Annotated in this window: 17 protein-coding genes and 2 riboswitches; of the genes, 6 read left to right on the top strand and 11 right to left on the bottom strand. The window is 65.5% G+C overall.

Going from position 1 to position 26,433, the window contains the following annotated elements; translation table 11 throughout:
- The first annotated feature begins 109 nt into the window (after positions 1-109).
- Positions 110-225, top strand: a riboswitch (TPP riboswitch).
- Positions 226-332: 107 nt separating this feature from the next.
- Positions 333-878 (bottom strand): NUDIX hydrolase, encoded by a 546-nt coding sequence (locus AB1446_09075; GenBank protein ID MEW6547056.1) that lies wholly within the window; start codon positions 876-878, stop codon positions 333-335.
- A 110-nt stretch (positions 879-988) separates the two neighbouring features.
- Between AB1446_09075 and AB1446_09070 the strand changes: the two genes are divergently transcribed.
- A complete protein-coding gene (locus AB1446_09070; protein ID MEW6547055.1) occupies positions 989-1,792 on the top strand; it encodes a sulfide-dependent adenosine diphosphate thiazole synthase in 804 nt (267 codons plus the stop codon).
- A gap of 122 nt (positions 1,793-1,914) precedes the next feature.
- Here AB1446_09070 and AB1446_09065 read toward each other — a convergent pair whose 3' ends face one another.
- A complete protein-coding gene (locus AB1446_09065; GenBank protein ID MEW6547054.1) occupies positions 1,915-2,544 on the bottom strand; it encodes a response regulator transcription factor in 630 nt (209 codons plus the stop codon).
- Positions 2,545-2,598: 54 nt separating this feature from the next.
- Positions 2,599-3,891 (bottom strand): GNVR domain-containing protein, encoded by a 1,293-nt coding sequence (locus tag AB1446_09060; GenBank protein MEW6547053.1) that lies wholly within the window; start codon positions 3,889-3,891, stop codon positions 2,599-2,601.
- Positions 3,892-4,599: 708 nt separating this feature from the next.
- Between AB1446_09060 and AB1446_09055 the strand changes: the two genes are divergently transcribed.
- The gene (locus AB1446_09055) at positions 4,600-4,827 is read left to right on the top strand and encodes an ATP-binding protein (GenBank protein MEW6547052.1); all 228 of its coding nucleotides are present in this window, start codon (positions 4,600-4,602) and stop codon (positions 4,825-4,827) included.
- A 124-nt stretch (positions 4,828-4,951) separates the two neighbouring features.
- Here the strand turns inward: AB1446_09055 and AB1446_09050 are convergent, their stop codons facing one another.
- Both AB1446_09050 and AB1446_09045 read right to left on the bottom strand, forming a co-directional pair.
- Positions 4,952-6,112, bottom strand: a complete 1,161-nt coding sequence (locus AB1446_09050) for a S8 family serine peptidase (GenBank protein MEW6547051.1) — start codon at positions 6,110-6,112, stop codon at positions 4,952-4,954.
- A gap of 212 nt (positions 6,113-6,324) precedes the next feature.
- A riboswitch (cyclic di-GMP riboswitch) is annotated at positions 6,325-6,416 on the bottom strand.
- 29 nt (positions 6,417-6,445) lie between these two features.
- Positions 6,446-9,052 (bottom strand): S8 family serine peptidase, encoded by a 2,607-nt coding sequence (locus AB1446_09045; GenBank protein ID MEW6547050.1) that lies wholly within the window; start codon positions 9,050-9,052, stop codon positions 6,446-6,448.
- 2,051 nt (positions 9,053-11,103) lie between these two features.
- Here AB1446_09045 and AB1446_09040 point away from each other — a divergent pair.
- Positions 11,104-11,472, top strand: coding sequence for a hypothetical protein (locus tag AB1446_09040; protein MEW6547049.1), 369 nt, complete (start codon positions 11,104-11,106; stop codon positions 11,470-11,472).
- A gap of 33 nt (positions 11,473-11,505) precedes the next feature.
- Here the strand turns inward: AB1446_09040 and AB1446_09035 are convergent, their stop codons facing one another.
- Positions 11,506-12,258 carry a sigma-70 family RNA polymerase sigma factor gene (locus AB1446_09035; GenBank protein MEW6547048.1) on the bottom strand — a complete coding sequence of 251 codons (753 nt, stop codon included), beginning with the start codon at positions 12,256-12,258 and terminating at the stop codon, positions 11,506-11,508.
- An 819-nt stretch (positions 12,259-13,077) separates the two neighbouring features.
- Positions 13,078-16,173, bottom strand: a complete 3,096-nt coding sequence (locus AB1446_09030) for a S8 family serine peptidase (GenBank protein MEW6547047.1) — start codon at positions 16,171-16,173, stop codon at positions 13,078-13,080.
- A 540-nt stretch (positions 16,174-16,713) separates the two neighbouring features.
- On the opposite strand from AB1446_09030, the gene AB1446_09025 reads away from it, so the two are divergent.
- The 3 genes from AB1446_09025 (at position 16,714) to AB1446_09015 (ending at position 18,763) form a co-directional block, all read left to right on the top strand.
- Entirely contained in the window at positions 16,714-17,154 is a 441-nt protein-coding gene (locus tag AB1446_09025) for a DUF1844 domain-containing protein (GenBank protein MEW6547046.1), read from the top strand.
- A 165-nt stretch (positions 17,155-17,319) separates the two neighbouring features.
- The gene (locus AB1446_09020; protein ID MEW6547045.1) at positions 17,320-18,312 is read left to right on the top strand and encodes a ParM/StbA family protein; all 993 of its coding nucleotides are present in this window, start codon (positions 17,320-17,322) and stop codon (positions 18,310-18,312) included.
- Positions 18,313-18,349: 37 nt separating this feature from the next.
- Complete coding sequence (locus AB1446_09015; GenBank protein MEW6547044.1) at positions 18,350-18,763, top strand: polymer-forming cytoskeletal protein; 414 nt, start codon at positions 18,350-18,352, stop codon at positions 18,761-18,763.
- Between the two features lie 7 nt (positions 18,764-18,770).
- On the opposite strand, the gene ligA is transcribed toward AB1446_09015, so the two are convergent.
- The 4 genes from ligA to AB1446_08995 all read right to left on the bottom strand — a co-directional run bounded on the left by ligA (position 18,771) and on the right by AB1446_08995 (position 26,387).
- A complete protein-coding gene (ligA, locus tag AB1446_09010) occupies positions 18,771-20,801 on the bottom strand; it encodes an NAD-dependent DNA ligase LigA (protein MEW6547043.1) in 2,031 nt (676 codons plus the stop codon).
- Positions 20,802-20,911: 110 nt separating this feature from the next.
- Positions 20,912-23,290: a UvrD-helicase domain-containing protein gene (locus AB1446_09005; protein ID MEW6547042.1), complete on the bottom strand. Its 2,379-nt coding sequence runs from the start codon at positions 23,288-23,290 to the stop codon at positions 20,912-20,914.
- A 231-nt stretch (positions 23,291-23,521) separates the two neighbouring features.
- Positions 23,522-24,859: a metallopeptidase TldD-related protein gene (locus AB1446_09000; GenBank protein MEW6547041.1), complete on the bottom strand. Its 1,338-nt coding sequence runs from the start codon at positions 24,857-24,859 to the stop codon at positions 23,522-23,524.
- A gap of 22 nt (positions 24,860-24,881) precedes the next feature.
- Complete coding sequence (locus tag AB1446_08995; GenBank protein MEW6547040.1) at positions 24,882-26,387, bottom strand: TldD/PmbA family protein; 1,506 nt, start codon at positions 26,385-26,387, stop codon at positions 24,882-24,884.
- Positions 26,388-26,433: the final 46 nt, after the last annotated feature.

The following is a 26,433-nucleotide window of genomic DNA, read 5'->3' as shown; positions in this document are numbered from 1 at the left end:
AAGCGGCAGCGGAAGGGGTGGAACTTGCAGCCGATGTCGTCGAGACAGTCACTGCCCTGCTCTCCTCGGTATTGCCGCCGGGCCTCACACGTGTTACATTGGAGCAAAGTGAATCGCCCAGGGGTGCTCGCGGTGAGACGCGCTGCGGGCTGAGAGAGCGGCCATGCTCAACCCTTGGAACCTGATCTGGGTAATGCCAGCGTAGGGAGGGCAACCGGGCACGCGACCGCACCGGACGCACAGGCCCACGGGGCCAGGGACCCATCCGGGAGAGCAGTCACCGGGACCGGGGCCGGCCGGGAAGGGGAACCCGGGAACGAGAGCCCGCCTCACTACGGGGCGGGCTCCGGGTTCATCTGAAGGCGGTAACGGGCGGGCCCACCCAGGCTGACCTCGCGGGCGTCGCGCAGCCGCTCCTCCAGGCAGGGGGACAGGGGCGAGGGCAGGGCGTCCAGGGAGAAGAAGGCGCACCCGTCCGTCTCGGCACTCGGGCGGGGAGAACCCCCGGTGATGGCGCCCAGGAACACCACCACCAGCAGGCGCTTGGGGAGGCGCCAGTAGATCCCGGAAGGGCGCAGGATGCGGACCTCGTAGCCCGTCTCTTCGCTGCACTCGCGGCGCGCCGCCTCCGCCAGGTCCTCCCCCGGATCCACCCAGCCGCCGGGCAGGGCCCACCAGCGCGCCCCGTAAGTCTGGTGGACGAGCAGGACGCGTCCCTGGCGGTCGAACACGGCCGTACTCACCGCCAGACGCGCCAGCTGGCCCTCGCCGGCGGGCAGGTCAGCGGCGGGCGGGTTCTGCTCCCGGCAGTCGTCGTTCACGTTCCATCCCTCGCAGTGCAGGCCCGCGGTGCACCCCTCCAGGCGCAGTACCCGCATCCGCGGCAGGGAGACCCGCCCGGGCGGTCGCCGACGAGAGCGGGCCGCGGGCGGCTGGCGAGCCGAGGATCTCGCGGGTACGAAATCCACTCTCACAGGGAGGTCAGAGGATGCGGCTGGATGACGTCACTGTATCGCGGGCCATCGTGGAAAGGTACACGGAAGACCTGCTCAACCACCTGAAGTCGGACGTGGCGGTGGTGGGCGCTGGCCCCTCGGGCCTCACGGCCGCCTACTACCTGGCGCGGGCCGGCAGGAAGGTGGCGGTCTTCGAGAGCCGGCTGAGCATCGGCGGCGGCATGTGGGGCGGGGGCATGATGTTCAACCACATCGTCGTGCAGGAGGACGCCAAAGCGATCCTGGACGAATTCGACGTGCGCACCCGGCCCTATGTCGAAGGATATTATACCGCGGATTCGGTGGAAGCGATAACCACCATCGCCTCCCGGGCCATCAAGGCGGGCGCCAAGGTATTTAACCTGATCACGGTGGAAGACGTGCTGGTGCGGGACGGACGGGTGTTGGGGCTGGTCCTGCTGTGGACGGCTGCCCACATGGCGCGGCTACACGTGGATCCTATCGGGGTGGAAGCAAGGGAAGTCATCGACTCCACCGGCCACGAGTGCGCGGTAGTCCACATCGTGCAGGATAAGCTCCGGGCGCAACTCCTGACGCCATCGGGACGCATCGAGGGGGAACGCAGCCTGTGGGCCGAGCAGGCGGAAGCCGCCACCCTGGTCAACACCCGCGAGGTCTACCCCGGCCTGTGGGTGTGCGGCATGGCCGCCAACGCCGTATTCGGCGGCCACCGCATGGGCCCCATCTTCGGGGGCATGCTGCTCTCCGGAAAGAAGGTAGCCGACGCCATCCTGGCCCGCCTCGCCACAGCCCAGCCGGCAGCCCCTCCGGCCTGAGCAACATCCTCGCGGACTGCCCCGAACCGCCTGACGGAACCCTCTCCCCGCGACTGGCAACCGCCCACCCGAGACGCATCGCGCCCTCGGGAACCCGGCGTTCCCCCGCGCAGGAGACGGGGCTAGCTGATGACGCCGCGCTTGAGGGCGGTAGCAACCGCTTCGGCCCGGTTGCGGGTGCCGGTCTTACGCAGGATGGCTTTCACTTCCGACTTCACAAGCGGTTCGCTGAGACCCAGGGCCCGCGCGATCTGCCGATCGCTCAGGCCCTGGCCGATGGCTCCCAGGATACGGACCTGCCTCCTCGTCAGTTCGCCCTCGGTCAGGCCAGGCCGCCCCACCTCCGCCCGCAGCAGGTCGGCGAGAACCCCTGCGGGCACCAGACAGTGCCCTGCCGCCACTACCGCCACAGCATGCAGTAGCTGATCCAGTCCCATAGCACGCGGCACATAGCCAGCGGCACCCGCCCGGAGAGCGTGATAGGCACCCGCCGGGTCGCTGCGTCCCACCACCAGCAGCACGTTCCCGCGCGCCAGCTTCTCGTGCAGCAGTCGCAGGAGGTCCAGCACCCCCCTATCGACGGTCGGAACGCTGCACACTATCGCGTCGGGTACGAACTGGGTGGCGGCTGCCACCACATCGTCAACCGAAGCAGAGCAGGTCTTCACCTGCAACCCGGCGGCACGAAGGGCCGCCGCCAGGCTTTCCCTGAACAATGCCTCACCGCCGGCCAAAAGCACCTTAAGGCCCATACTCCGTACCCCCGCGTCGGCACCGGCTTCCGTGCGCATCGGGCTGCATGGCGGTCACGTCGCCAGGCCGCCCTGACCGGACGAGGGCACGGCCGCAGAGCGCTCCCAGTAGTCGGCGAAGAAGGCGACAAATACGCCTACCATGAGCCCCAGCACCGTGGCCACGGCCACGTTCAGCAGCCGCCGTGGCTTCACCGGCGTGTCCGGCACCTCGGCCGGACCCACGATCTGGATTCCCGTAGCCACCAGTTCGCCCGTCCCCGCTGCACTTATCTCCTCATATTTGCGGGCCAGGGTCAGATATGACTCGCGGGCAGCCTGCAACCTGGTCTGCAGCTTGTCCTCCTGGACCTGCTGCTCCGCCAGTTGCACGCGCAGGTTCTGCACTTCGTTTCGCGCCGCGACCACGGCCTGCCTGACCCCTGCCAGCCGGGTTCTCAAGCCTGCCAGGTCCGAGCGCAAAGACGCTACCCGGTTCATGGCCTCCGTGTAGGCTTCGTTGACGGCCTCTGTGGTGACACTCAGCCCTCGCAGGGCGGACGCCCGATCGCCCGAAAGGGCAGACACCAGCTCGCGCAGGACGTCGTCGTCCGTCAGCGACCGCCTGGTGACGATCACCGGTGAGATGCGGGCAAGATCCGCCTCCGCCGCCTCGAGACTGGCCGCGGTAGCGGCCAGCTCCACCTCGACACGGTCCGCCTCACTCTTGAGGGTCGTCAGGTCGTGGACCCTAGCCTCTAACTCTGCCTTTAACTCGTCGGTCCCGGGTACCGAAGCAAGGAAGTCTCTCCATTCCTCCATGGCAGCGGACAGCCGCTCATCGGCCTGCTTCATCTGTTCCTCCAGCACGGCCGCAGCCCTGCTCGACTGGCCCGCCCCCAGCTGGCGCAGGTATCGTATGTACTCCTCGGCCAGGGCATTGGCCAGCTGTGCTGCCAGCGCCGGGTCCCGCTCCTCCACGGTGATCTCGATCAGGCTGGTATCCTTGACCACCTTCGTGCTCACCGCGTTGGCAAACTCGCCAACGCTCTTCTTGACTCCCACCTTCTCTAAGGCGGCCTGGAGCACGGCCGGGTGCTTGACGTGCAGGCGGTACCCTTCCACGCTCAGGCTAAGCGGGGCGCCGGCCGCCCTCACCAGGACCTCCACGGGCGACGCCCCCTGCGCCGGAGGTGGACTGGCTGAGACAGGCACCCCGATGGTGACTTTCGCTTCGTACACGGTGGGCAGCACCCACCAGCTCAACACCGCCGCAGCGACCAGCGAGGCAGCGGTGATCCCAGCGATGATCCACTTCCTGCGCAAGAGCACCAGAACAATCTCCCGCAACGAAATCTCTTCGTCCAACTCGGCCGACCTCCCGGAGTGAAAAGGCAGAACCGGGCCGGAACACCCCAGGCTCGCCCTGCCCCCATCGGGAGATTTCGACGCGCCACCCGGTTCCCCTTTATACCGGCAGGATTATCGATCTCAAATTCAGAGAACGTTAGCGCGCATTGTGAGGGCCCACATCACCCTTGGTTCCGGTGGCCGCATCATCAAGTCCGGGGTCACCCCGGAGCCTCTCACACCGGACATGCGGGTCCGCGTCCGGCGGTTCGCCAAGAATCCCGAGGTCGGGCAGAGGAGTCCTTGAGCGGCACCAGCTCCTGTTCACGCCAGTAGGCAGCCCTGAAAACGCTGCCGCCCCAAAGATACGAGGTTGCCCGGTGGAATAAGGCCCGGGTTAACATCAACTAGCGCGTGGACGTGGAGGACAACTGTTGCAGCGTTCCCTACCGGCTCAAAGAGCAGGTGGACGGCCGCTACACCGCCGCCACGGTGGAGATCATCCACAAGGGTCGCCGGGTGGCCAGCCACGCTCGCAGTTACCGGAAGGGCACCAATCCCGAACACCCCCCTGGCACCGGGAGCACCTCACCCCCGAGCGCCTCACTCACAGGGCCTTTGGCTGCTCGTGGACCAGGAGTGGACCATCAACCAGGACGCTGCTGGCCAGGCTGCTCAAGGAGGCTAGGTTAAGGCTTCCCCCCTGCACGGGGGATATCGACTACCATGCGCCCCGCGCCCTTGCCCGCACGCTCATGCGCAGCCTCGCTACGGGCAAGATGTGCTCGTGCTGGACACCTCGGGATCGCGCCGCTTGGCACCCAGCAGTCGCGGGGCACACTCGACGTGATCGATGATCGCGCCGGGACGCGATCCATTACCGTGGTCACCCAGCTTCCCATCGAACACTGGCACGGCACGATTCTTGATCCCACAGTCGCCAACCGGATCTAATCGCCTCGTGCGCGCCAGCCACAACCTCGTGTGAAACGGGGAATCCATGAGGAAGGCGAGGAACAATCCACCAAAAGTCGACCACCAGGATTCGTAACCGGACCCAGCGTACCCAGCTCATCCGTCATCGCTGTCCGGGGCAGCTGGCAGCCCACAACAGCCACCCGGAAACGTATCCCGCCGCAGCGCTGGTGCCGTTGATGGCCGTCAGATTCGATGTGCCGGCAAGCGGAACACCGGGTACCAACCGGGGACCGACCAGTACCACCTGCAACCGCCCGGGTTGAAGCGGCTCCCCCGGAACGGGCGGGACAACCTGCACTAGCGGAGCGGCACTCACTGCTCCTTCCACCGACCTTCCATCTACAGGAATCACCCAGGGGGCACGAGCAAACGCGTTGAACTCGCCGTCGGCACTCCTGGCACTAAACACAACGACGAACCCGGCCTCGGCAAGCTGACGCGTGGCCACGTTAATGGGGTGCCGGGGGTCCCATGGGCCCCCCACGGCCCAGCTATTGTTAATAACCCGCACTCCCAGAGAAGCGCCGTGTCCCATAACGTAATCCATGGCGGCCAGCACTTCCACAACCCACGCGGGGCTATTGCCAGCGCTCAACGACACCAAAGCGAGGGCCGGGACCATGCGGCGGGCCGCATGCGACCCCTCGGAAAGACACTCGCTCGACCGCCCACCCGTCGAGCGTTCAGCTGCCTCCCACCCCGCCAAGACGGCCCCCGCCACGGCCGTGCCATGACCGACCGGATCACAGTGGCTCTCCCACGGGGTGGCCGACGGGCACTGGAAATCGGTGGGAGCAGAGTCGAGCTTGAACCTGAGGTTGGCGCGGACGACCACGTCCGCAAACGCGGGGTGTGTCTCATCCAGTCCGGTGTCCACCAGCGCCACGGCGGGAATTTCCTCACTCGCAGCATCGCCCCTGCCCCCGGTAGCCCCACCCATCTGCACTCGGACGCCCCTGACCAGAGCAGCAGCAAGTGCCACCGGTTCACGGAGGCCGGAAATCCGATCTGCCCCCTCAGGAACAGGGCTGGGAACGAACACAGCCCGCTCTCCCGGATAGACGGAGAGCACGCCGTCTAGTGCTGCCAACCGCTCCACCTCGTTAGTACGTACCTTGACCGCCACCATGCGAAGGTGCCGCAATACCCAACCCCCGGTGGCACCAGCCCGCTGCAATCTGGCGAGATCTTCCCGCCCGGGCACCCGACTGTACGTCACAACGTGCCACATCTGCGCTTGTCCTGCCTCCGCTAATCCCACGTCCGCCCCCTTCAACTGCCCACCGGCAACAGGAAGTCGGCATGCAGCATCCGCGGGTTGCCAACCTCGCGGCACGCAGGGCAAGCCCACGAGCGCGGTAGTCAGGAGCAGCGCAACAACCGCCGCTCCAAACCGACACCACCCCAGCTGCAAAGAAAAGCCCTCGGCTGACACCGAGGGATCGCAAGGTCTCTGCATTTCCACCCCTACCCTTCGGCAGCCCAGCCGTCATAGCGTCCTCACGGACGCCGTAGACCCGATGGCTTTGCGTCCCCGGCTTTCGCCGGGTTTGCCTTTATCGAGGTAAGCTCTAGATCAGGTTATATTATGCCCCTACCTGCCACCTCCCCCAGTTGCCACCGGCTGACCAGCCACCTTGGAGGCCAGCAGACGCATGATCAGCGTGGCAAATTCCGCCCGGGTTATAGCACGATCCGGCTCGAAGACTCGGCCGGGACACCCACTAACCAGGCCGGCCTGCCACAGGCTGCAGATAGCCCCTTCAGCCCAATGCCCTCTCGCGTCCACGAAGGGCACGTCGTACTCGGGGCTACCCATCACCTGCTCTGGCAAGCCGAGCGCCCGCGCAATCAACACGGCGGCCTGCGCCCGCGTGCCCTGGTTCTCCGGGAAAAACCGCGGAGCCCCGCCCTTTTCAGGCACGCCGCGCACTAAACCTCGCGCGAACAGGTCTGTCACATACGGTTCAGCCCAGTGCCCCACCACGTCACCGAAGATCGCCCGCCCATGGGGAGCGCTTGCCGGGTCGGGTCGACCCTCGATATAAGCCAGAGCACGACCGAGCATGGCAACCTGTTCCGCTCGAGTGATGGCGCGGTCTGGATACAAGGCCACCCCCTGGGCGACCCGAACGCCACGCACGATGCCCAACTCCGCGAGCAAGGTCAGGGTTGGCGCAGCCCAGTGATCCGCTACGTCTAAGAACCTTCCGCCAGCAATAGGCAGAAACGTGCCCGCGCGGACTTGCCCCCGAGCCAGCGCCCACTGCCAGACCAGGTTGCGCCGCTCATTGTCAGTAGCAGCCAGTAGTTTAGCACCACCGGCCTGCCCTCCTGCGTACCCACTACCCTCTGAGGGGCCACCCTGACCCGCGCTAGCGCCCCTTGCTACCTCCGTACCGCCCCAGCCACCACTTGTCTGACCGCCCGGTGCAGCCCCGCCGGGCGTTCGCGTGTGATCCCTCCCGGGCTCCTGAGGGGTGCCGGTGCCGTCACCAGGCTGGGGTTCCCCCACCGTGCCACCGCCTGCGCCAGCATCGCCGCCGGGCCCCCCGCTGCCGGACTCTCCGGGCTGACCGGTAACTGCCGCGCTGACGCGGTAAGAAAGGCGGTACGCGGTCGGAGCGTTCAACCAGCCGCGCACGCTCACCGTCCAGGCACCCTCCATGGGCGACTCGACGATCACACTCTCCCACGCACCACCCTCCATGATCTGGAAGCGCTGAGACGCAATCCTCTGAGCGCTATCCGGGGAGGTCACAAATAGGTCGAGGTCGTTGAGTTCGCTGTCCCAAGACAACCTGACCCACAGCCGCACCGTGCGGGGCGGCACCTTGACGGTATAAAAGACCCCGTCACCTATTGCGTACGTCAGGGATGGACCCAGGGTTCCTGCTACGGTGGCCCAGGATCCGTCCACAGCGTCCTGGTTCCTCGCTTCCCGGACTCGATAAGCACGGATCTTCTCGGGCGTGTCGAGGGTCAGTGCCTCCCGTACCGCCGCCTCAGCATCGACGAGGCCTGCGCCCACCTCGTAGGGCAGACGGCCCCCCATCGGCCGGGCCGTGTTGATCAGGATCTCCTTCACCGTCTCCGGGTCCAAGCGCGGATTTGCCTCGAGCATGAGGGCGACCACACCCGCGACGTGGGGAGCCGCCATGCTCGTACCGCTCATGGTGGTATAGAACGGGATGAAATCGGGCGGGATGCCACTGGAATCGTCAGCGGCTGCAAGGGCAGTGATGCCCACCGTCTTGGTCCGGGCAGATACGATGGCCACCCCTGGGGCAGTTACGGTCGGCCGGTACAGGTCGTCGCCCGGTACACCCCGCGAGGAGAAGTCCGCCACATCTCCTTCCTTGCAGGCAGCCGCCACGCCGGTCACCCACGGCGCCACCGCGTAAGGGTTCAGCGTGTCGGGGCTGGGCCCACTGTTGCCAGCAGCGAAAACCACCACTATGCCCCGATCATAGAGGGCTCGCGTCGCCACGTTTATGGGATCATCAGGATTGAACTGCCCGGAAGTGCCCCAGCTGTTGTTAACCACGCGGATGTTGTAGCGCTCCTTGTTAGCAAGGATCCAGTCGAAGGCCTCCAGGACCGAAAACAGCGACAACCCTTCTCCGGTACCGATCCCAACCAGCGAGGCGCCCGGCGCCACCCCCACGTACGCGCCGTTGCGGGCACCGCTACTCGCGGATCCAGTTCCCGCAACGATACCAGCCACATGAGTCCCGTGACCGCTGGTAGTGTCCGTGACCAGCTGACGCGTCAGGTACACGGGCAGTACAAAACCCTCGAACCCCGAGCCCTCGAGCAAGCTCCGCCCACCTGCCACCTTCACGTTTTCAACCGTCTTGCCCCCAAACAACAGGTCGGGGTGTGTGGCATCAATGCCCGTGTCAACCACGGCCACCGTCACCCCGCGCCCGGTGAATCCCAGGACATGCCAGACCGCAGGAGCGCCGATGGTGGGAACGCTTTCGTTGAGGTAGCACTCTAGAGGTCGGTCCAGGAACACCGACCGGACACCCGGCACCCTCCTCAGCATGGCCAACTGGCGAGCGTCGACGGCAACCGCCACCATGGGTAGGTGCTGGAACACAACGCCACCAGTTACGCCAAGGGCGGAGAGAGCTTCCAGGGTACGACTAGTGGCTCCATGGTCGCAGACGATAATTGCCAGCACGCGTTCGGGCACCGGCCGCTCCTCCGGGGCTTCAGCGGCCGGGGCCGGATTCTCACCGGCACCCCCCAGGCCGGGCAAGCCGGCATTTTCCTGTAAGGGGGCTGTAGCCCTATCCACGACACCACGCAGCGCATCCTCCAAGCCCCCGCCCACGTTCCCAACGGCGTCCTGCAGCGTTCCTGTGGTCCCCGAGATACCTTGGCTAACCGCTTCCACAGCACCTTCGGCGGCACCCTGGACGGGGCTGGCCGAATCCGTGATCGCACTTTGGAGCGGGCCCGCGGTGCCTTCGACGCCGAGCTGGAGGCTGCTCGCTCCTCCCTCAAGGGTGTCCTGCACCGAACCTGGAGCTGGCTGCACCGTGCCGTCAAGCACCTCGGTCCCACCCTCTGTAACTCCTTGCGTACCGCTCACCGAAGCACCTGCTGCTGCACCAAGGTCGTTTTGGACCAATGCCCGTGTGGGGGCACCAGCCGTGACCGCGACGCATGCGACAAGAACCACTGTCAGAAGAAGGCGCATAAGACTGCGCCTGCACCGCGGTCCGCACACAGGTCATCACCTCCCGGGTGCCTCAAGCATCTGGACACCGTTGGCCAAACCAGCTATGATGCTTACGACTAATACGTACGGACGCCTGTGATTTCGGGGGGTAAGGGCAGCGGCTCCAAAACCGGGTTGCGTCAACCCCCCGGAGGGTGTTTTAGCCCGCGTATATATCCCAAGGGGAAGGTCGGCAAACATGAGTGTACGTCTGCGGTCTCGCGGCGTGAAATGGATGGAGAGACCGTCCGATGACGCAGAGTAGCACGAACTCAGACCGCGGCGCTCTAGTGGTAGCGGTCAATGGCGATAAGGCCGTGGTACTGACAGACAACGGTTTTTTCCTGGAGGTGCCGTTCCGCGGCCCTGTTCCCCGGATTGGAGCCTGCTACCGGCTGCGTGCGGTCCCCGATCCGGCTAGGCGCTCCAGTGCTTCCGTACCATGCGACATCTTAACCGCTGATTGTATCACCCTCCTGAGGGAGCAGCCACCGGTAAATACCGTCGCAGCGGAAAACCCCCGGGTACCAGCAGAACGCTTGGCCGGCCCCCGGGCTTGGCGCGCGTGGGTGCAGATCGGCCCGTGGAAGCGCTGTGCGCTTGCGGCCGCGGTGTTCCTCTTGGCTTTGATGTGGAGTCTCTGGGCCGCCCTAGCCGGACCAGCCGCCGTGGTGGCCATAGACCTCAACCCGAGCCTCAACTTGGCTCTCGATCGGTCCGGTCGCGTTCTTACCGCTGAGCCATTGAACGCCCATGCGTCGCACTTGCTGCGGAGCGTTTCCGTGGCGGGCCTCGACCTCGCAGACGCGCTAACCCGTCTCTTGGACCAAGCCTGGCACCTCGGGTACCTTTCTCCCAGTCAGCGAAACGTTGTGTTCATCGCATTCGTTCGCCTGCGCATGATTGGAAATGATCTCTCGTTGGCACCTGATGCTGCTTATCAGGCCGTAGAACGTTCCTTGATGCGCCACCGCGCGGGCGGTACGGTGTTTGTCTACGAGGCCCGCGCTCGCTTGTATCGAGAGGCCAGTGCCGCAGGAGTCACTGTGTCCCGGTATCTCCTCATTCGGAAGGCTCTGCACGGGGACCAGGGAAGCAAAGCCCGCACCCTGGACCTGAGCGAGCTTCTCGCCCAGGTGGGCGTCAGCAACCTGTTTGACAGCAACATGGTGCTCGGACCGGTCATCCAACGGCTGGTCCCCGTAAACCAGGACAGCTCTTCGTACCCCTACGTGGATCCCTTCGCCCACGGTGGCGGTGACCCGCACGAGCCTGCACCGGTCAACCAGTCCCGGGTCGTGCCAGTCGAGCGTGGAATATCCGCCAAAGAACAGAAGCAGCAAACGGCCGAGAAAGGCTCAACGGCCTCTGGTAGCAACCAGCTACAAGGTCAGACTCCATCTCCCGCAGCGTACGAGAGCGCCGTGCCACCTGGCACCGCTTCTACGGTCACACAAACGGCCGGCCAACTGGTGCAAGGGGTCTTTACAGAAGTTCCCGAGACGAGTAGGGAAGCAACCGTGACAGCGCGCACCGCCCAGCAGATGACCCCTGTCACCGAGGCTGTCACCGGGGCTGTGCACTGGGGTGATGACGAGGCAACGAGCGGGCTGATCACACGGCAAACGGCTGGAGTCGTGGGCATTCCTAGCGTCCCCCACGAACCCACTGTCGACGCCCGGGACATGACGGGGCACTCTGGAGAGCCCGCCCTGCCGGACACTTCTCCTGACGTCGGGAATACCACCCGGGCGGGGGAACCCACCATCCTGCTGCCTCCGCCCACCCAGGGGAGTGGCGAAGCGAAGCCGGCCGTACCGCAGCCGGAACCCGTGACCCCACCGGTGGGTTCGCTCCAACCTGCCTATGCGGTACTACCCATCCCCTAGCCCAAAAGCCCGGCGGACCGGGCGCGCTCCGACCTAGCCCGACAAGCCCGCGCTCGGCTGCTTCTTTGCACCCAGCTCGCCGTCCATGTGCAGGAACTGTCTCAGGCCTACGAACTGCGGGCAGGCGAGGATCAAGGTGAGCGCCACAATGTAGCGCCGCCAGGTCTCCAGAACTTTCCGGCTCACGCCCGTCCGTCTCTGGAGCTCGCTTAGGGGCAGTCTGCGCCGCACAGTAAGTTCTCCCAGCAACTGCGGGTCGCGCGCGAGCTCAAGTGCAACCTGAACGCATCGGTCCCGGGTCTCGCGGTGCCGCGGGGAACAACGCGCAAGCGAACGGAAGTTAAAGCCGAACCGCCGCAGAAGGCCGTCAAGTTCAGCGATCTCCTCGGCCAGAGCCTGTGCGTCCTGTTCTACCTCGTAACGTGTCGCTGACGACCCATATTCAGCCGGCAAGTACTCCTCTCCATCGGACGTCACCAGAACAAGGGCCAGGTGCCGATGGCGTGCTTCCCTGCGTATGTAATCCTTCAGGCGGCTGGTGATCACGAGACGCGCAAACCGGGCGAAGTCTACCCCGCGGCCGGACTCATAACGGTCAATCGCTTCGTTGAAAGCAATCAGGGCAATACTCAACTCGTCGTCCGCGGCCTCCCAAGACAGGTGCCGCCCGCACACGCTCGATGCTACCAGTCGGACGAAAGGCTGCCAGGTGCGAATGAGATTCTCGCGGGCCTCCACCTCGCCCCCCCGTGCCCGGCGGATAAGTTCCCCAAGCGACTCATTCATTTCTGCAGGGTGCCTCCCCCGCTTACTGCAGCCGAGCAACGGAGCACGGATCCCAAGCAAGCGTAGCACAGCCGTTCTTGCTACTTACATCAGCATGAAGCCCCGGCACGCGTGCCCCCGCATGCGTTGACGACCGGGCCCACGCCCCGCGCGTGCAGGCAATGTGAGTATACGAAGCAAAAAGCTGCCAGTCCTGCCTGTTCGGTCTCACGGTTTTCTGACGCTTCGTCTCGGATATTTCGGATGGCGAACGTAGCCGCTGTGACAGCCGCGGGGTCGCCTCAGGTAAGCCGCCACGGACGAGTTGGCCACACGTGGCTCACCCGACGGGGAATGCCCCAGACGTACCGGAATATCTCCTTGAACCCCTCGTGCCTGGACAGGGGTGAGGTGCACCCCGCCACCCCGAGCAGGGGGTTATGTACCTGCCGGTCTCGGAACCAGTAAGCTCGCGTATGACGATAGCGCACTACCCTCCGGCAGATGCGGTTTTGACCCGCGCGTCGACGTGCCCGACCGGAGACACTACCCTCCCCGATCCCGCCATGCAACCGCCACGCGCGGGGCGGAACAGCCAAGCGTGCTGCACTCTTCGCGATCACGTCTGGAAGCGCGCGCCAGCAGCGCGCCTGCGCATCTCGCTCCCCGGGCACGGGCCGAACCTCCGCTAACCGTGCCACTAACCGCAGTCCTCCTGCCGGCCTTGATTGAGCAGACGCCGCATACCAGGGTCCGCAGGGTGGCAGATCATCACACACCCCATTGGCAGACGAACAGGGAGGCGCCCCCGCACGCCTCCCTCCTGCTCCGCCAGGCGCTTCACCTGCACACCCTGTCTATCACCCGGTATACGTTCAGCGTTTTGGCCGGCTCGAGCGGGTCAAAGTACAACTCCACGACCCACTCAGGCTTTTTCCCGCGCCCAAAGAAGTACCACTGGTACCATTGCTCAAACGTGGGCTGCTTAACCACGACCTCCCTGATCGGATCGAGCCAGCCTTCCTCAAAAGCGAGGGCGATGTACCCGAGTTGCCTAGCGGTGAGCCCCTGCCTCATCACTCGCAAGCGCAGCACGCCACCTTCTTTGTCGTGGACAAATTCCACGTACGGATGCTCGTTCGCCTGCTTGGCCAATTCCTCGGCCCGCGACTGCTTGCCAGCCAACGTGCCGGCGGTCACCACCGCATCCAGAGCGCTCACCGGTGCATGGGGCTGGAACAAGGTAGCTTCGCCCTCCAACATCGGCACCGTAGCCCCCGTGCTCGAATCTACCGTCGCACCGCCCATAACCTTCCTCACGTCTACGCCCCGGGGCAGTTCCGATTGACCCGCGAAATCCCACTGGCCCCGAAGCGACTCCACGAACACGTAGGCTGGGTGGTGGAGCCCAACGTCGCCATAGGTCGGCACCTCTGGAGCATATTGCTTGACACGCGCGAGGAGAGCCACCGCACGCGCCAAGTCTGCCCGCTTCATCGGCGCGTCCGGGTTAAAGGCACCAAACGGAGCAAGCACCCCCGCTCGCACTAGCTTCCTAACCAAAGCGCGATCTTCGGCAGTAAGAGACTGCAGGGAGCGAGCAAACGCCTGATCGGTGAAGGTAAGCCCGAGGGGTTGAACCGTGAAGGCAAATTTCCTAGGCAGCTCCGCCCCACCAGTACCCGTGAGGACAGAGAAAGCGCCACGCAGGTTGTACCAGTACAGATCCGAGTCGTCCTCATCCCTGCCGTTGTCCACCACCGGGTCATTGATGAAGACCTTGCTGTCCATACCCGTGAACATCGCCACCGCTTCGTCGTCTCGCGGAGTGCGCTTACCGTCCGTGGGACGGTAAATCCAGATGTTGCTGGTCGAGATAAGCACATCCACCGTCGGGTCGTACTGGGAAGTTAACTTCACCGTAGTCGTCCCCAAGGGAAACGGACGGCTGAACTTGTAGTACTGCCGCCGCCCCGTTACGTAGGAGCCGGCCTCCTGCCACGGGTCCCCCAACGGCATCATCGCGTATCCGCAGTCAGGTCTGTCCCCGTAGGGTACCGGAGTGGCGACAGGGTAACCCCGCCCGTAAGGCAGGTCAAGGCCAAGCGCCCTCTTAGCCAGCACTTTGTGGACGGCAGCATATGCATCGACGTATCCCGCGCCGACCTGGTACTCGGCATATTGGACCATGGGTTGTGCCGTCTCCACCAGCACCTGGTACACTTGGGCCGGCGTCAAGCTGGGATCCGCACTCAGCAGAAGAGCAACCACGCCCGCCACATGGGGCGTAGCCATGCTTGTGCCGCTCATGACCGTGTAGAAAGCAGCCTTCGTGCCCAGCGTGGTCACGTCCGTGGTGGCGGCCAGAACCGGCAGGACGCCCGTGCTAGCCCGCGCAGAGATGATGTCCACACCCGGTGCGGTGATGTCGGGATGGAGGAGGTCGATGAGCCGGAAAGACCACTGCCCCAACCGGTGCACCTTGTAGAACCTGCCATCGTGCTCCATGAGGGGATCATACCCGCGCGACGAAAAACCGGCCAACTCGCCCGACTTGGTTCCGGCCGCAACGCTGATTACCCACGGCCAGACCGAATACGGGTTAATCGTCCCGTAGCCGCCGTCGTTCCCAGCCGCGAATAAGGTAACCACGCCCTGCTCGTAGAGCATCCGTGTGGCAACGACGACGGGATTGTAAAGGTACGTCAGGAATCCGTACTGCGGATCAAACGGGTCAGCGGGCGCACTGGTACCCCAACTGTTAGTGGTGACGCGGATGGGGTCGTTGGGATGCCGCAAGTTGTACTCAAGTACCCAGTCAAACGCCTCGACGGCAGAAAGGATAAACAGAGTTTCGCCCGTACCGAGTCCGATCAGCTTCACGTTGCGGGCGACGCCTGCATTTTCCTGCCACATCGTCCCCAGGCCACCCACCGTGCCCGCCACGTGGGTCCCGTGCCCGCTCGTGGTATCGGTGTTGGGCAGAATCGGGGACAACTTCAGGCCAATGATGTCCGGCACGCCCAACTCTTCCACCACGCTCAACCCCAGTACCTTCCGGTTCTCTACCACCTTGTCACCCAGGGGCAAATCTGGATGGAGGGCGTCGATACCGCTGTCGATCACGGCCACCTTGACCCCGGTCCCCAAGGGCGGAACGGGCTGGCCTGTGGCGGGATCCTTCCGGGGCCACAGAGTCTGGAAGCGCCGGTCCTTCTCTAGCTTGTCGACCCCAATGAGGACACGGCTGTCTTTCATGAAATACTGCAACTTCTGGTTGTACCAAATGGAGACGACCCCCGGCAGCGCAGCAATGTCGTCCACCGCTGAGATGGGAGCCACAACTGCAATCACGGGCAGCACATTCATCTGTATGCCGCCGCGGACCTCCGTCTCCAGGAGCCTCACACGGTCAGCCTGAGTAGGGTAATGATCGTAAGTGATGAGCAATTCCACCGTGTCACCTGGTTTGAGTGTCTCGAGCAAGTCAGTGAGAGTAGGGCCAACCAAGGCTTTGCCGATACGCGGCAGACCGACAGGAAGTTCGCCGACGCGTTGCTGTGCACGCGCCAAGATATCCCCTGCTCGGTACACAGCATCCTTAAGCACGTCGGCCGCTTGCCCAACCAGTTCGGTGCCCAGGTCCTTCGCTTCATCCGCAACGGATCTGGCACTCTGTCGGATGGCCTCGTCAACCTCGTCGGCCATCTGGGCCAGCTGACGGACGACCTCGGCAGCCTGTTCCCTGGCTAGGTTTAGCTGGTCGACGAGCACCTGCTGTGCACCGTCAGTCGCCTGCAGATCGGTGACATCCTTGACGTCAGAGGGGAGGGGCAAGGTCCCGGCAGCATGCACCGTTCCCCCTGGCTGCGGCATGCCGCCGTACACAGGGGCAACAAGGACGAAGAACATGATCAAACCCACTGCCGCTCTCAACAGCCGGCTCCCCCTCCGATAGTGAGGCATACGCATCTCCCTCCTCAGACAAGACGTTCTTGGGGCGAACCCCCGACAGCTACCAAACGCCATCCCGCCGGCCAGAAGAGCAACTCACGGCGGGTCCGGGGATACTGCTGTCCCCGCATTAGCTCATACGCAGGTCCCGGGACGGTTTGGGGGGTTTACTTCGGTCGCGTTGGTAAGCCACAGCCAAGAAACCACCGCAAGTTCCCGAGGCGACGGTAATTGAAGGCATCGGGGCAGTTGGGTTCTCGCTCAACCGCGACTTCCGCCCGGCGGCTACGGCAAGGGTAACCCCAGATGGCAAAGGATCCGGCGGTCCAGGTCGCCCGGTTGGGTCCGAGGTCGAACTGCTGGTCCGCTGGATCGTTCAACCAGTACCCATCGGCAGGTCCATCGCTTCCTCCACGACTCCCGCACCGGGCGGTGGCCGCATTGCCCGCCCGCTCCAGGATGGTGTATGCTCTACGCAGGACAGACATCGCTTACGGCCCGTCCGCAAGGAGGGGTATGGACATGAGGGACAACGACGACCGCGGTACCGCTGACGCCGGCACCCCCCGGACGCCGCCTCCCGACCCGGAAGCGGCGTCCCGCTTGGCCGAAGAAGCCCGCCAAGCGGTCGGTTACATCGCCTCCCTTTCGGCGGGTGACATGATCCAGTGGGCCATTGCCGGCCTGGCGGAGAAAGCCTGGGAGCGCATGGGGCTGGTGGCCAACCCGGCCACGGGCAAGATCACCCGGGACTTCGAAGATGCCCGCCTGGCCATCGACGCCATCGCCGCCCTGGTCGATCTGCTGGCTCCGCGCATCGAGCCCGCGGGCCTGCGGCGGTTGCAGACCCTGCTCGCGGACCTGCGCATAAACTACGCCGCCCAGCGCTCCCGCGCCGAATCAGCCCCCCGGCAAGATGCCCAGGGCCCCCACACCGAACCCCCGTACCCGGCGGGTCGGTGATTAAGGAATCCGACCACGGTCACCGATGACTTACACGAGGAGCGATGAGGCCGACCGCCCGGTTGCTTTCACGGTGTGCTTGTTCCTGTGCTGGCACGAAGGCCGTCGCCAACTCCGCCCGGGCAGGGCTACGACCATGCAGGTCACCGGTTGGGAGGTGCTGGAATGAGCCAGGTGCTGGGTCTGGATCTCGGCTACGGGTTTGTCAAGGTGACGGACGGCGAGAGAGGCTACGTCTTCCCCAGTGTGGTGGGGGAAGGTCACACCAAGCCGATCTTTCGCGCTGACTCACAGCAACCTTCAGCACTGAACCACCTCAGGGTAGGCCTGGGGGACAGGGTTTTCTTCGTCGGAAAGGCCGCGATACGGCACTCCCGGCTGCCCTTCCGCGATCTGTCGCCCACCCGGGCCGAAAGAGGGGATTTCGAGGTCCTTCTGCTGGCAGGCCTGAGCCTCTTTTGTGGCGGCACTGCGAACAGGCTCCAGGTGGTGACTGGCGTCCCACCCGGTCAGATGCACCTGGCTCCCGTCCTGTCCGGTACCCTCAGGCAACAGCGCCGCCTGACCCTGTACGACCGTGACCAGCCACGGGAAGTGGAAATCGAGGTCGAGCGGATCGAGATCGTGCCCCAGCCCCTGGGTACATTCTGGTCCCGTGCCCTTGACCCGTGGGGGCAACCGGTGGAGGGAAAGTGGGAAGGCCGGATCGGGGTCCTTGACGTCGGATTCCGCACCACCGACCTGGCCGCCGTCGAGGATGGGGAATTCATCCCAGAAAAGAGCAGGACCATCGCGGTCGGCCTGGCCGCCGCCTACGCAGAGATAGCGAACCACCTGCTCACCCGGTACGGGCTGGAACGGGAGAACCACGCCCTGGACGAAGCCGTGATCACGGGCAGGATCAGGGTGGCAGGCCGCGAGGTGGACATCACCGACATCAGGAACCAGGTCTTCAAAGAACTGGCCGCCAAGGTGCTGGTAGAGCTCCACTCTACCTGGCGGGTGCTGGAGTTCGACCGGCTGCTGGTGAGTGGTGGAGGGGGCCAGGCCCTCAGCAACTACCTCCTGCCCCATCTCTCCCACGCGGAACTGGTGCCCGACCCCGTAACTGCCAACTGTAAGGGATACCTGGCCTGGGCCCGCCGGCTGTGGAAGTAATGCCCCTCGTTGGGGCGGCCCCGGAGGAGACCGACGGATGGTCCATGCCGACATCCGCGGGCAGGTCAACGGTGACATATGCGGCGCGGGAAGGGTGAGAGTGGCCAGCACCGGCTTATGCAGGAGCAGGATCCTGGCCGACTACCTGGAAGTCGCCGGTGAGGTCAAAGGCGTCGTCGAAGCCGGCAGGCTGGTTGTTCTCCGCACCGGACGAGTACACGGTGGGGCCCGGTTCAAGTCGCTGTTCATCCAACCGGGCGGTATCCTGGAAGTTGGACAGGACGAATACCCCACTGACGCACCGCGGCGTGCGGAGGCTGAGCCCGCCCCACGCGATCCTGTGAAGGTCACAGCGACCCCGCCTGCGCCGGAGTGCGAAACCGTAATGAACGCGGGCCCGCCCGCAAGCGCCAGCCGACCGAGCGGACCCGTCTTCCACATCAGTTTCTGAAACAGGGTCAGGCGAGGCCGGCCAGGCGCCGGAACTCTTCTTCGGTGAGCATCTTCACGCCCAGCTCGCGGGCGCGGTCGTACTTGGACCCCGGGTTGGCGCCCACCACCACGTAGTCGGTGTGGCGGCTCACGCTGCCTGACGGCTTCCCGCCCAGGGAGGCCACCAGTTCTTCCGCTTCCTTGCGTCCCATGGACTGCAGGGTGCCGGTGAAGACCACCGTCTTGCCCGCCAGGGGGCTCTCCCGCGCCGGCGCCGCCCGGCGCTGTTCCATGTTGACGCCCGCGCGGCGCAGCTTTTCCAGCACCCGGCGGGTCTGCTCCTGCCGGAAGAAGGCCACCACGCTGGCGGCGATCTTGGGCCCGATCTCGGGGATGCGGGTGAGTTCCTCCTCGGTGGCGCGGGCCAGGGCGTCCATGGAACCAAAGTGGTCGGCCAGGACGCGCGAGACCTTCTCGCCCACGTAGCGGATGCCCAGGGCGTATATCAACCGGTGCAGGGGATTGCCGCGCGTGGCGGCGATGGCATCGAGCAGGTTGCGCGCCGACTTGTCCGCCATCCGCTCCAGCTTCACCACGTCTTCGTACTTCAGGAAGTACAGGTCGGCGGCATCCTTCACCAGGCCGGCGTCCATGAGCTGGGTGATGATGGCGGGGCCCAACCCCTCGATGTTCATGGCGTCCCGGGAGGCAAAGTGGATGAGTTGCTCCTTGAGCTGGGCCGGGCACGCCACCCCGGTGCAGCGCACCGCCACCTCGCCCGGCAAGCGCACCGCCTCGGCCCCGCACACCGGGCAGCGGTCGGGCATGCGGAACTCGCGTTCCTGGCCGGTGCGCTTCTCCTTCACCACGGCCACCACTTCCGGGATCACGTCCCCCGCCCGCTGTACGATAACGGTGTCGCCGATGCGCACGTCCTTCTGGCGGATGATGTCCTCGTTGTGCAGGGTGGCGCGGCTCACGGTGGCCCCGGCCAGGCGCACGGGATCCAGCAAGGCCGTGGGCGTAAGCACCCCCGTTCTCCCCACCTGGATGATGATGTCGCGCACGCGGCTGGTGGCCTGCTCGGCCGGAAACTTGTAGGCGATGGCCCAGCGGGGATGGTGAGTGGTGGCCCCCAGGCGGCGCTGCTGCTCGAAGGAGTTGACTTTGATCACGGACCCGTCCATCTCGTATCCCACGTCGTGACGGTGCTCGGCCCAGTAGCGGCAGTAATCGATCACCTCATCGATGTCCCGGCACAGGCGCCGGTGGGGGTTCACCTTGAACCCGAGTCGCCCCAGCATCTCGAGGGCCTCCCACTGCGTCTCCGGCCCCTCCGGGCCCTGAGCCTCCCAGCGGCGGATCTCGTAGATGAAGGTATCCAGGGGACGGCCCGCCGTGACACGGGGGTCAAGCTGGCGGACCGATCCGGCCGCCGCGTTGCGGGGGTTGGCGAAGGTGGGCTCGCCCCTTTCCTCGCGTTCCCGGTTGAGGCGCTGGAACGCCTGCACGGGCATGTACACCTCCCCCCGCACCTCCAGTTCTGTCAGCATCTCCCCGGGCGGCTGCAGGACAAGGGGGATGCTCCGTACCGTGCGCAGGTTGGCGGTCACGTCCTCGCCCCGTTCCCCGTCCCCCCGCGTCGCCCCCCGCACGAACCTGCCCCGTTCGTAGTGCAGCGCCACGGAAAGCCCGTCGATCTTCAGTTCCGCCACGTACTCGGGCCGCTCGCCGCCCAGCAGGCTCCTCACCCGGCGGTCGAAGTCCAGCAGATCCTCCGGAGAGAAAGCGTTGTCCAGGCTGAGCATGGGGCTGGAGTGCACCACCGTCCCGAACGCCTCCGACGGCGCCCCCGCCACCCGCTGGGTGGGCGAGTCCGGCGTCACCAGCTGGGGATACAGTTCCTCCAGGCGCCGCAGTTCCCGCACCAGTTCGTCGTACTCGGCGTCGCTGATCTCGGGGGCATCCAGCACGTAATACAGGTGGTCATGGTGGCGAATCTGGCGGCGCAGTTCTTCCACCCGCGCCCTGGCTTCCTCAAAGGCAGGCACGCTCATGGCGCTCCCCTCCCCATCCCCTCACGTGTCCCCCCAATTCGCCCCGGTACGCGGCTGCCCGGTGTGCAGCTTCGCGTTCCCCACATCCGGCCTGGCTTACCAGCCCACCGTCACGGTTCTGCGCCCAGGTCCAGCCTGGCGTAGCGCGCCACCAGGGTCCGCACGCCGTTGTCGTGGAAGGCGACCTTCACCTCGGCGTCCTCCCCCTCACCCCGGCAGGACAGCACCACGCCCGTACCAAACTGAGGATGCCTCACCTTTCGTCCCGGCGCAAGAGGTTCGCCCCGCCATATCCTGCCGCCGCGGACCGTCCCGCCGGTGGCTGCGGCATCCCTCCTGTCCTCAGCAGCTTGCCGGAGACCGGTCCCCGTAACAAGCCCAGCCAACCCGTGGCGCGAAGGCTCCAGGGCCATCTCCTTGTCCCGGGGATGCTCCCAGGATGGTAACTCGTCGCAGGAGGGGAGTTCCTGCACCAGGTGCGGGGGGACTTCCTCCAGGAAGCGCGAGGGCAGCACGCGGCCCCCGTGCAGTTCGCGGTAGCGGGAGTGACTCAGGTAGAGGAGGTCACGGGCGCGGGTCATACCCACGTAGCACAGCCGGCGCTCTTCCTCCAGCTCATCCTCGCTGTCCCGGGAGCGGGCATGGGGAAACACGCCCTCCTCCAACCCGGCCAGGAAGACCACCGGGAACTCCAGCCCCTTGGCGGCGTGCAGGGTCATCAGGGTCACCGCCGGGCCACCCGCCCGTGTGGTGTCCACACTGGTGAAGAGCGCTACCTCGGCCAGGAATGCCTCCGCCCGGGGGTCGGACGACCGTCGAGAGAAGTCCACCGCCGAAATGACCAGCTCGCGCAGGTTCTCGATGCGGTCCTCGGCCTCGCGGGTGCGCTCCGCCTGCAGTTCGGCCAGGTACCCGGTGCGCTCGATGACCCAGGTGATCACCTCGTGGACAGGAAGATCCAGGCGCTGCTCCACCTCGTCCAGCAGGCGGGCAAACTCTTCCACCCGCCGGCAGGCTGCCTTCCCCAGGCCGGAATCCGCCGGGTGGGATGCCGCCTCACGCAGGCCGATGCCTTCCCGCCGGGCGAAATCCTTCAGCCGGCGCACCGTCTCCTCCCCGATCCCGCGCCGGGGGACGTTGATGATGCGCTCGGTGCTCACATCATCTCTGGGATTGAGCGCCGCCCGCAGGTAGGCGAGGACGTCCTTGATCTCTTTGCGCTGATAGAAGTGGACGGACCCCACCACCACGTAGGCCACACCGTGGCGGAGAAAGGCTTCCTCCAGGACGCGCGCCTGCGCATGGGTGCGGTACAGCACCGCCATGTCCGACAGGGCGTATCCGTGCCGCCCGGCCAGCCGTATCGCCTCTTCCACTATGAAGTGAGCCTCATCGTGCTCGTTCTCCGCCCGGTACAGGAGGACGGGCGCGCCGCCCCGGCGCTCGGTCCACAGGCGCTTGCTCTTCCGCCCCCGGTTGTGTTTGATCACCCCCTGGGCGGCGTCCAGGATGACCTGCGTGGAGCGGTAGTTCTGCTCCAGGCGGATCACCCGCGCCCCCGGGAAGTCGTGCTCGAAATCCAGGATGTTGCGCAGGTCAGCGCCGCGGAACCCGTAGATGGACTGGTCGTCGTCCCCCACCACGGTCAGGTTGCCGTGGTGGGAGGCCAGCTGCCGCAGCAGTATGTACTGCACGCGGTTGGTGTCCTGGAACTCGTCCACCAGGATGTGCTGGAACCGGCGGGCATACCTCTCCAGAACGTCGGGATGCTCGCGGAAGAGGCGCACCGCGTTTACCAGCAGGTCATCGAAATCCATCAGGTTCGATTCCCGGAGGCGCTCCTGGTACAGGCGGTAGATTTCCCCCGTCTTCTCATCCCAGAATCCCCGCGCCCGGGCCAGGTATTCCCCGGGGCCGACCAGTTGGTCCTTGGCCCGCCCTATCTCGGCCAGTACCGCGCCCGGCTTGTGGGTGCGCTCCACCCCCAGGTCGCGGATGATCCCCTGCACGATGCGGGCCTGGTCGTCGCCATCCGCTATGCCGAAGCGGTTGTCGTACCCCAGCTTCGCCGCATGAGGACGCAGGATGCGGACGCAGATGGCATGGAACGTCCCCATCCAGATCCCCCGCACCGCCTGGTCCTGCCCCGCACCAACCGCCTCCCCGTCCCCGCCTTCATCCCCGCGGCTCTCCGCCTGCCCGTCCCCACCCGCTGCGGCCCCCGTCTGCACGGCCTGACAGTCAAGCATGGCGTGGACGCGCTGGGTCATTTCCCCTGCCGCCTTGTTGGTGAAGGTCATCGCCAGGATGGCGTGCGGTGGAATCCCATTGGCGATGAGCCACGCGATCCGGTACGTGAGCACCCTGGTCTTGCCGGATCCGGCTCCCGCCAGTACCAGCAGCGGACCCCCCGGCCACGTCACCGCCTCGCGCTGGGCCTCGTTCAGCCCCTCCAGCATTCCCTCGATCCCCTGTCGCCGTAATCCCAAATGGCTGCCTCCCTTGCTTCCTGGCCGACGGTATCATACAGCCCATCCCGACCCTGCCTCAACCCTCCCCCGACCCGTGGAAAGCACAGTTGATGGGTGGGCACCCGGCGCCACGGGGTGACACTCGGGATGCCCACCCAGCTACGACTGAAAGCAAGCTGCTTTCGGGGAGCACTGCGAGTTCGCGAGAGGGTGTTACGCGCAGGGGGTGGTATGCGCGAGGAGGGACAGCTAGAATTCGGTGACGCCGGTGAAGTTGAAGCGGGATAGCTTGACGGCGGGGACCGTTGCGCTGCCGAATCCCTCGCTCACCAGGACCAGATCCCGGCCGATGGCCTCGACCGCTGAGAAGGCTTCCAGCAGCCCCTGCGTAAATCGGAAGTTCTTGATGGGGGCGCGGATTTCGCCGTTATCGATCAGGAAGGTGCCGTCGCGGGTCATCCCGGTGATGATACCGCGGGCTGGATGGACGGGGTTGGTGTAGTGGAACCTGGTGACCAGGATACCCCGGCGCGTTGACCTGATCATGTCCTCCAGGGAAGCATCCCCGGGGGCCATGAACAGGTTGGTGGGCACGGGACCCGACCACCATCCCCAGGCGACGGCATGTCCCGTGCTGGTCTTCCCCTCCCGATGCGCAGTCCGGCTGTCATAGACCAGGGCATTGGCTTTGCCCTGATCGACCAGTACCACCTTTTGCTTGGGCACGCCCTCGGCATCGAAGGGGAGTGGAATCCCGCGGGCGTCGAGCCCGTCATCCCAGATGGTGACCGAGGGATGGACGATCTGCTGCCCGAGTTTACCGCACACGAAGCTGCGTCCTTCCTGGTAAGCCTCCGCCGAGAAGCCCAGCCTCCCGATGTATTCCACCAGATCCGCCACCGCCAGCGGCTCCAATACCACCTCGTATTCGCCCGGGTCGAGCCTGATGCTGTTCCGGCCGTCGCGGCATTTCTGCGCGGCGCGCTGTCCGATCGCCCGGGGGTCGATGCCGGCCACATCGGTGGAGGCGCCCAGCGCAAACCCGGCCGAATCGGGCGACATCACCACTGCCGTCATTATCGCCATGGTGCCGGCATGATAGGCCCTGATGCCCCGGCTGTTGGCCACTGCCACTTCTGCCGCCGTGGTGGAGAACGCTCCCGCCGCCTCGAACCCCATCGCGCGGGCGATCTCGATGACCTCGCGGGCGCCGCGGGCTCGATCGATGGGGCTGAACCGGGCGGTAGCAGGTACGAAAGCATCCACCGCAGGGACAGGCTGCGGTTCCGGCACCGGGGGAAGTTCCGGGTTATCCGGTTGCACGCGGGCGATCTCCACCGCCTGCCGGATCACTTCCTCCAGGGAAGGGTCATCCAGCCGGTTGGTGGTGGCCTGCCCCACCTTCTGGCCGAACCGTATCTTCACCGTCAGGCTGGCGTTGTGCTCGCCTACATTCTGATGGATGTAGTTGCAGGCGTAACGCGTGAGGTAGGAATCTCCCCCGTACAGCATGACCTCGGTGGCGTCCCCGGGGGACAGGGACAGGACCTTCTCCAGCAGGGCGAGGGCTCCCTCTTTACCTACCATTTTCCCACCCCCACTCTCACATTCACCATCTCCCTACGCCGACTCTCACGTTGCGGAAGCGTGCCGGCGCCGTCCCGTGCCCTACGTGCGCCAGTTGGGGAGGTTCTCCCTTGCCGCAGTTGGGCAGACCCCACAGGTGCCAGTGCTTCTTGTCACAGACGGCGTCGCAGGCCCCCCAGAACTCGGGCGTGATCCCCGTGTACGTGGGATTCTTGAGGATGCGTCCCAGGGAGCCGTCCTTGATCTCCCAGGCGATCTCGGTGCCAAACTGGAAGTTGAGGCGCTTGTCGTCGATGGACCAGGACTTGTTGGTCTCCATGTAGATGCCCTCTTTGGTGTCGCGGATCAGTTCGTCGAAGGTCCAGTCACCGGGCTCCAGGTTGATGTTGGTCATCCGGATGATGGGGAGCCGGTTCCACCCGTCCGCCCGCATGGTCCCATTTGACCGCGCCACCTGGCAACCGGCCCCGCCGCCCGCCGTGCTGCCGCCCGGAGCGCCGGCATGGCGGGCAAGGAGTGCGGCCGTCTCCCGGGAGGTGAGGTAGTTGACGAACAGCCCATTCCGCACCAGGGTGATCCGCTGGGCCGGGACACCCTCGTCGTCGTAACCGAAGCTGCCCAGGCCCCCGGGGATGGTGGCGTCCGCCACCAGGTTGACTGCCGCAGATCCATATTGCAGCTTCCCCAGCTTGTCGGGAGTGATGAAGCTGGTCCCTGCGTACGAGGCCTCGGTGCCGAAGACACGGTCCAGTTCGCTGGGATGACCGCAGGATTCGTGCACCTGCAGTGCCATCTGGGCGGAACCCAGGATCACCGTGGTCTTGCCGGACGGGCACTGGGGAGCCTCCAGCAAGGCCAGGGCTTCGTCAGCCACCTGCTCAGCGTGACCGGCAAGGTCCATCTCACGTACGTACTCGTAACCGCGGGACGCGTAGTCACCTCCAAACGAGGAGGGGTACGACCGCCGTTGCACCTCGCCAGCGTCGGCAGCCAGGGCAGAAATACCGGCCCCCGTCTCCGTCTTACTTTGCTCCACGTAGGTACCCTCGGTGCTGGCAAACACTTTATCTTCGCGGAAGGCCGACAGCAAACCCTGGGTCACCCTGATGCGGGGATCCTTGCGCATCAGGCGGTCTGCCTCCAGCAGGAGATCGATCTTCTCCTCCAGTTTCACCTCGAAGGGATCTTCCTTCATCGGTGATTCCCAGCGATCCTCGACCGGCTCCACGGGAGCCAGCTCCACGGGAGGCTCGGCCCTGGCCAGGGCACTGGCCCGGGCAATCTCCACCGCCTTCTCCGCTATCCGCATTACTTCCCGATCATCGATCACCGAACTGGCCGCAAATCCCCATGCCCCGTCGACCAGTGCGCGCACGCCTATCCCGCGCGACTGCAGGGCTGAAACCGACTCTACCTTCCCGTTCTTGATGGCCACCCGCTCCTCGCGCCGGGTCACCACGCGGGCGTCGGCGTAGCCGGCTCCCCGCGCCCGCGCTACTTCCAGTGCTTTCCGCACCACGTCGCGCATCCCCGCACCCCCAGTCTCGTGGTCTACAACAGCACCACACTCTTCA

It is taken from the genome of Bacillota bacterium (genome assembly GCA_040757085.1).
In the GTDB taxonomy this organism is placed as follows: Bacteria; Bacillota; Sulfobacillia; order JACIYH01; family JACIYH01; genus JACIYH01.
The sequence above is the reverse complement of the archived record's forward strand: the minus strand, read 5'-3'. Positions and strand labels throughout refer to the sequence as shown.

What these genes read in the sequence shown, in the direction of transcription:
- AB1446_09055 (MEW6547052.1), top strand. Translation starts at nt 4,600, where the DNA reads ATGCGCCCCGCGCCCTTGCCCGCACGCTCATGCGCAGCCTCGCTACGG.
- AB1446_09020 (MEW6547045.1), top strand. Translation starts at nt 17,320, where the DNA reads ATGAGCCAGGTGCTGGGTCTGGATCTCGGCTACGGGTTTGTCAAGGTG.
- AB1446_09065 (MEW6547054.1), bottom strand. Translation starts at nt 2,544, where the DNA reads ATGGGCCTTAAGGTGCTTTTGGCCGGCGGTGAGGCATTGTTCAGGGAA.
- AB1446_09035 (MEW6547048.1), bottom strand. Translation starts at nt 12,258, where the DNA reads ATGAATGAGTCGCTTGGGGAACTTATCCGCCGGGCACGGGGGGGCGAG.
- AB1446_08995 (MEW6547040.1), bottom strand. Translation starts at nt 26,387, where the DNA reads ATGCGCGACGTGGTGCGGAAAGCACTGGAAGTAGCGCGGGCGCGGGGA.
- AB1446_09025 (MEW6547046.1), top strand. Translation starts at nt 16,714, where the DNA reads ATGAGGGACAACGACGACCGCGGTACCGCTGACGCCGGCACCCCCCGG.
- ligA (MEW6547043.1), bottom strand. Translation starts at nt 20,801, where the DNA reads ATGAGCGTGCCTGCCTTTGAGGAAGCCAGGGCGCGGGTGGAAGAACTG.
- AB1446_09070 (MEW6547055.1), top strand. Translation starts at nt 989, where the DNA reads ATGCGGCTGGATGACGTCACTGTATCGCGGGCCATCGTGGAAAGGTAC.
- AB1446_09075 (MEW6547056.1), bottom strand. Translation starts at nt 878, where the DNA reads ATGCGGGTACTGCGCCTGGAGGGGTGCACCGCGGGCCTGCACTGCGAG.
- AB1446_09015 (MEW6547044.1), top strand. Translation starts at nt 18,350, where the DNA reads ATGGTCCATGCCGACATCCGCGGGCAGGTCAACGGTGACATATGCGGC.
- AB1446_09000 (MEW6547041.1), bottom strand. Translation starts at nt 24,859, where the DNA reads ATGGTAGGTAAAGAGGGAGCCCTCGCCCTGCTGGAGAAGGTCCTGTCC.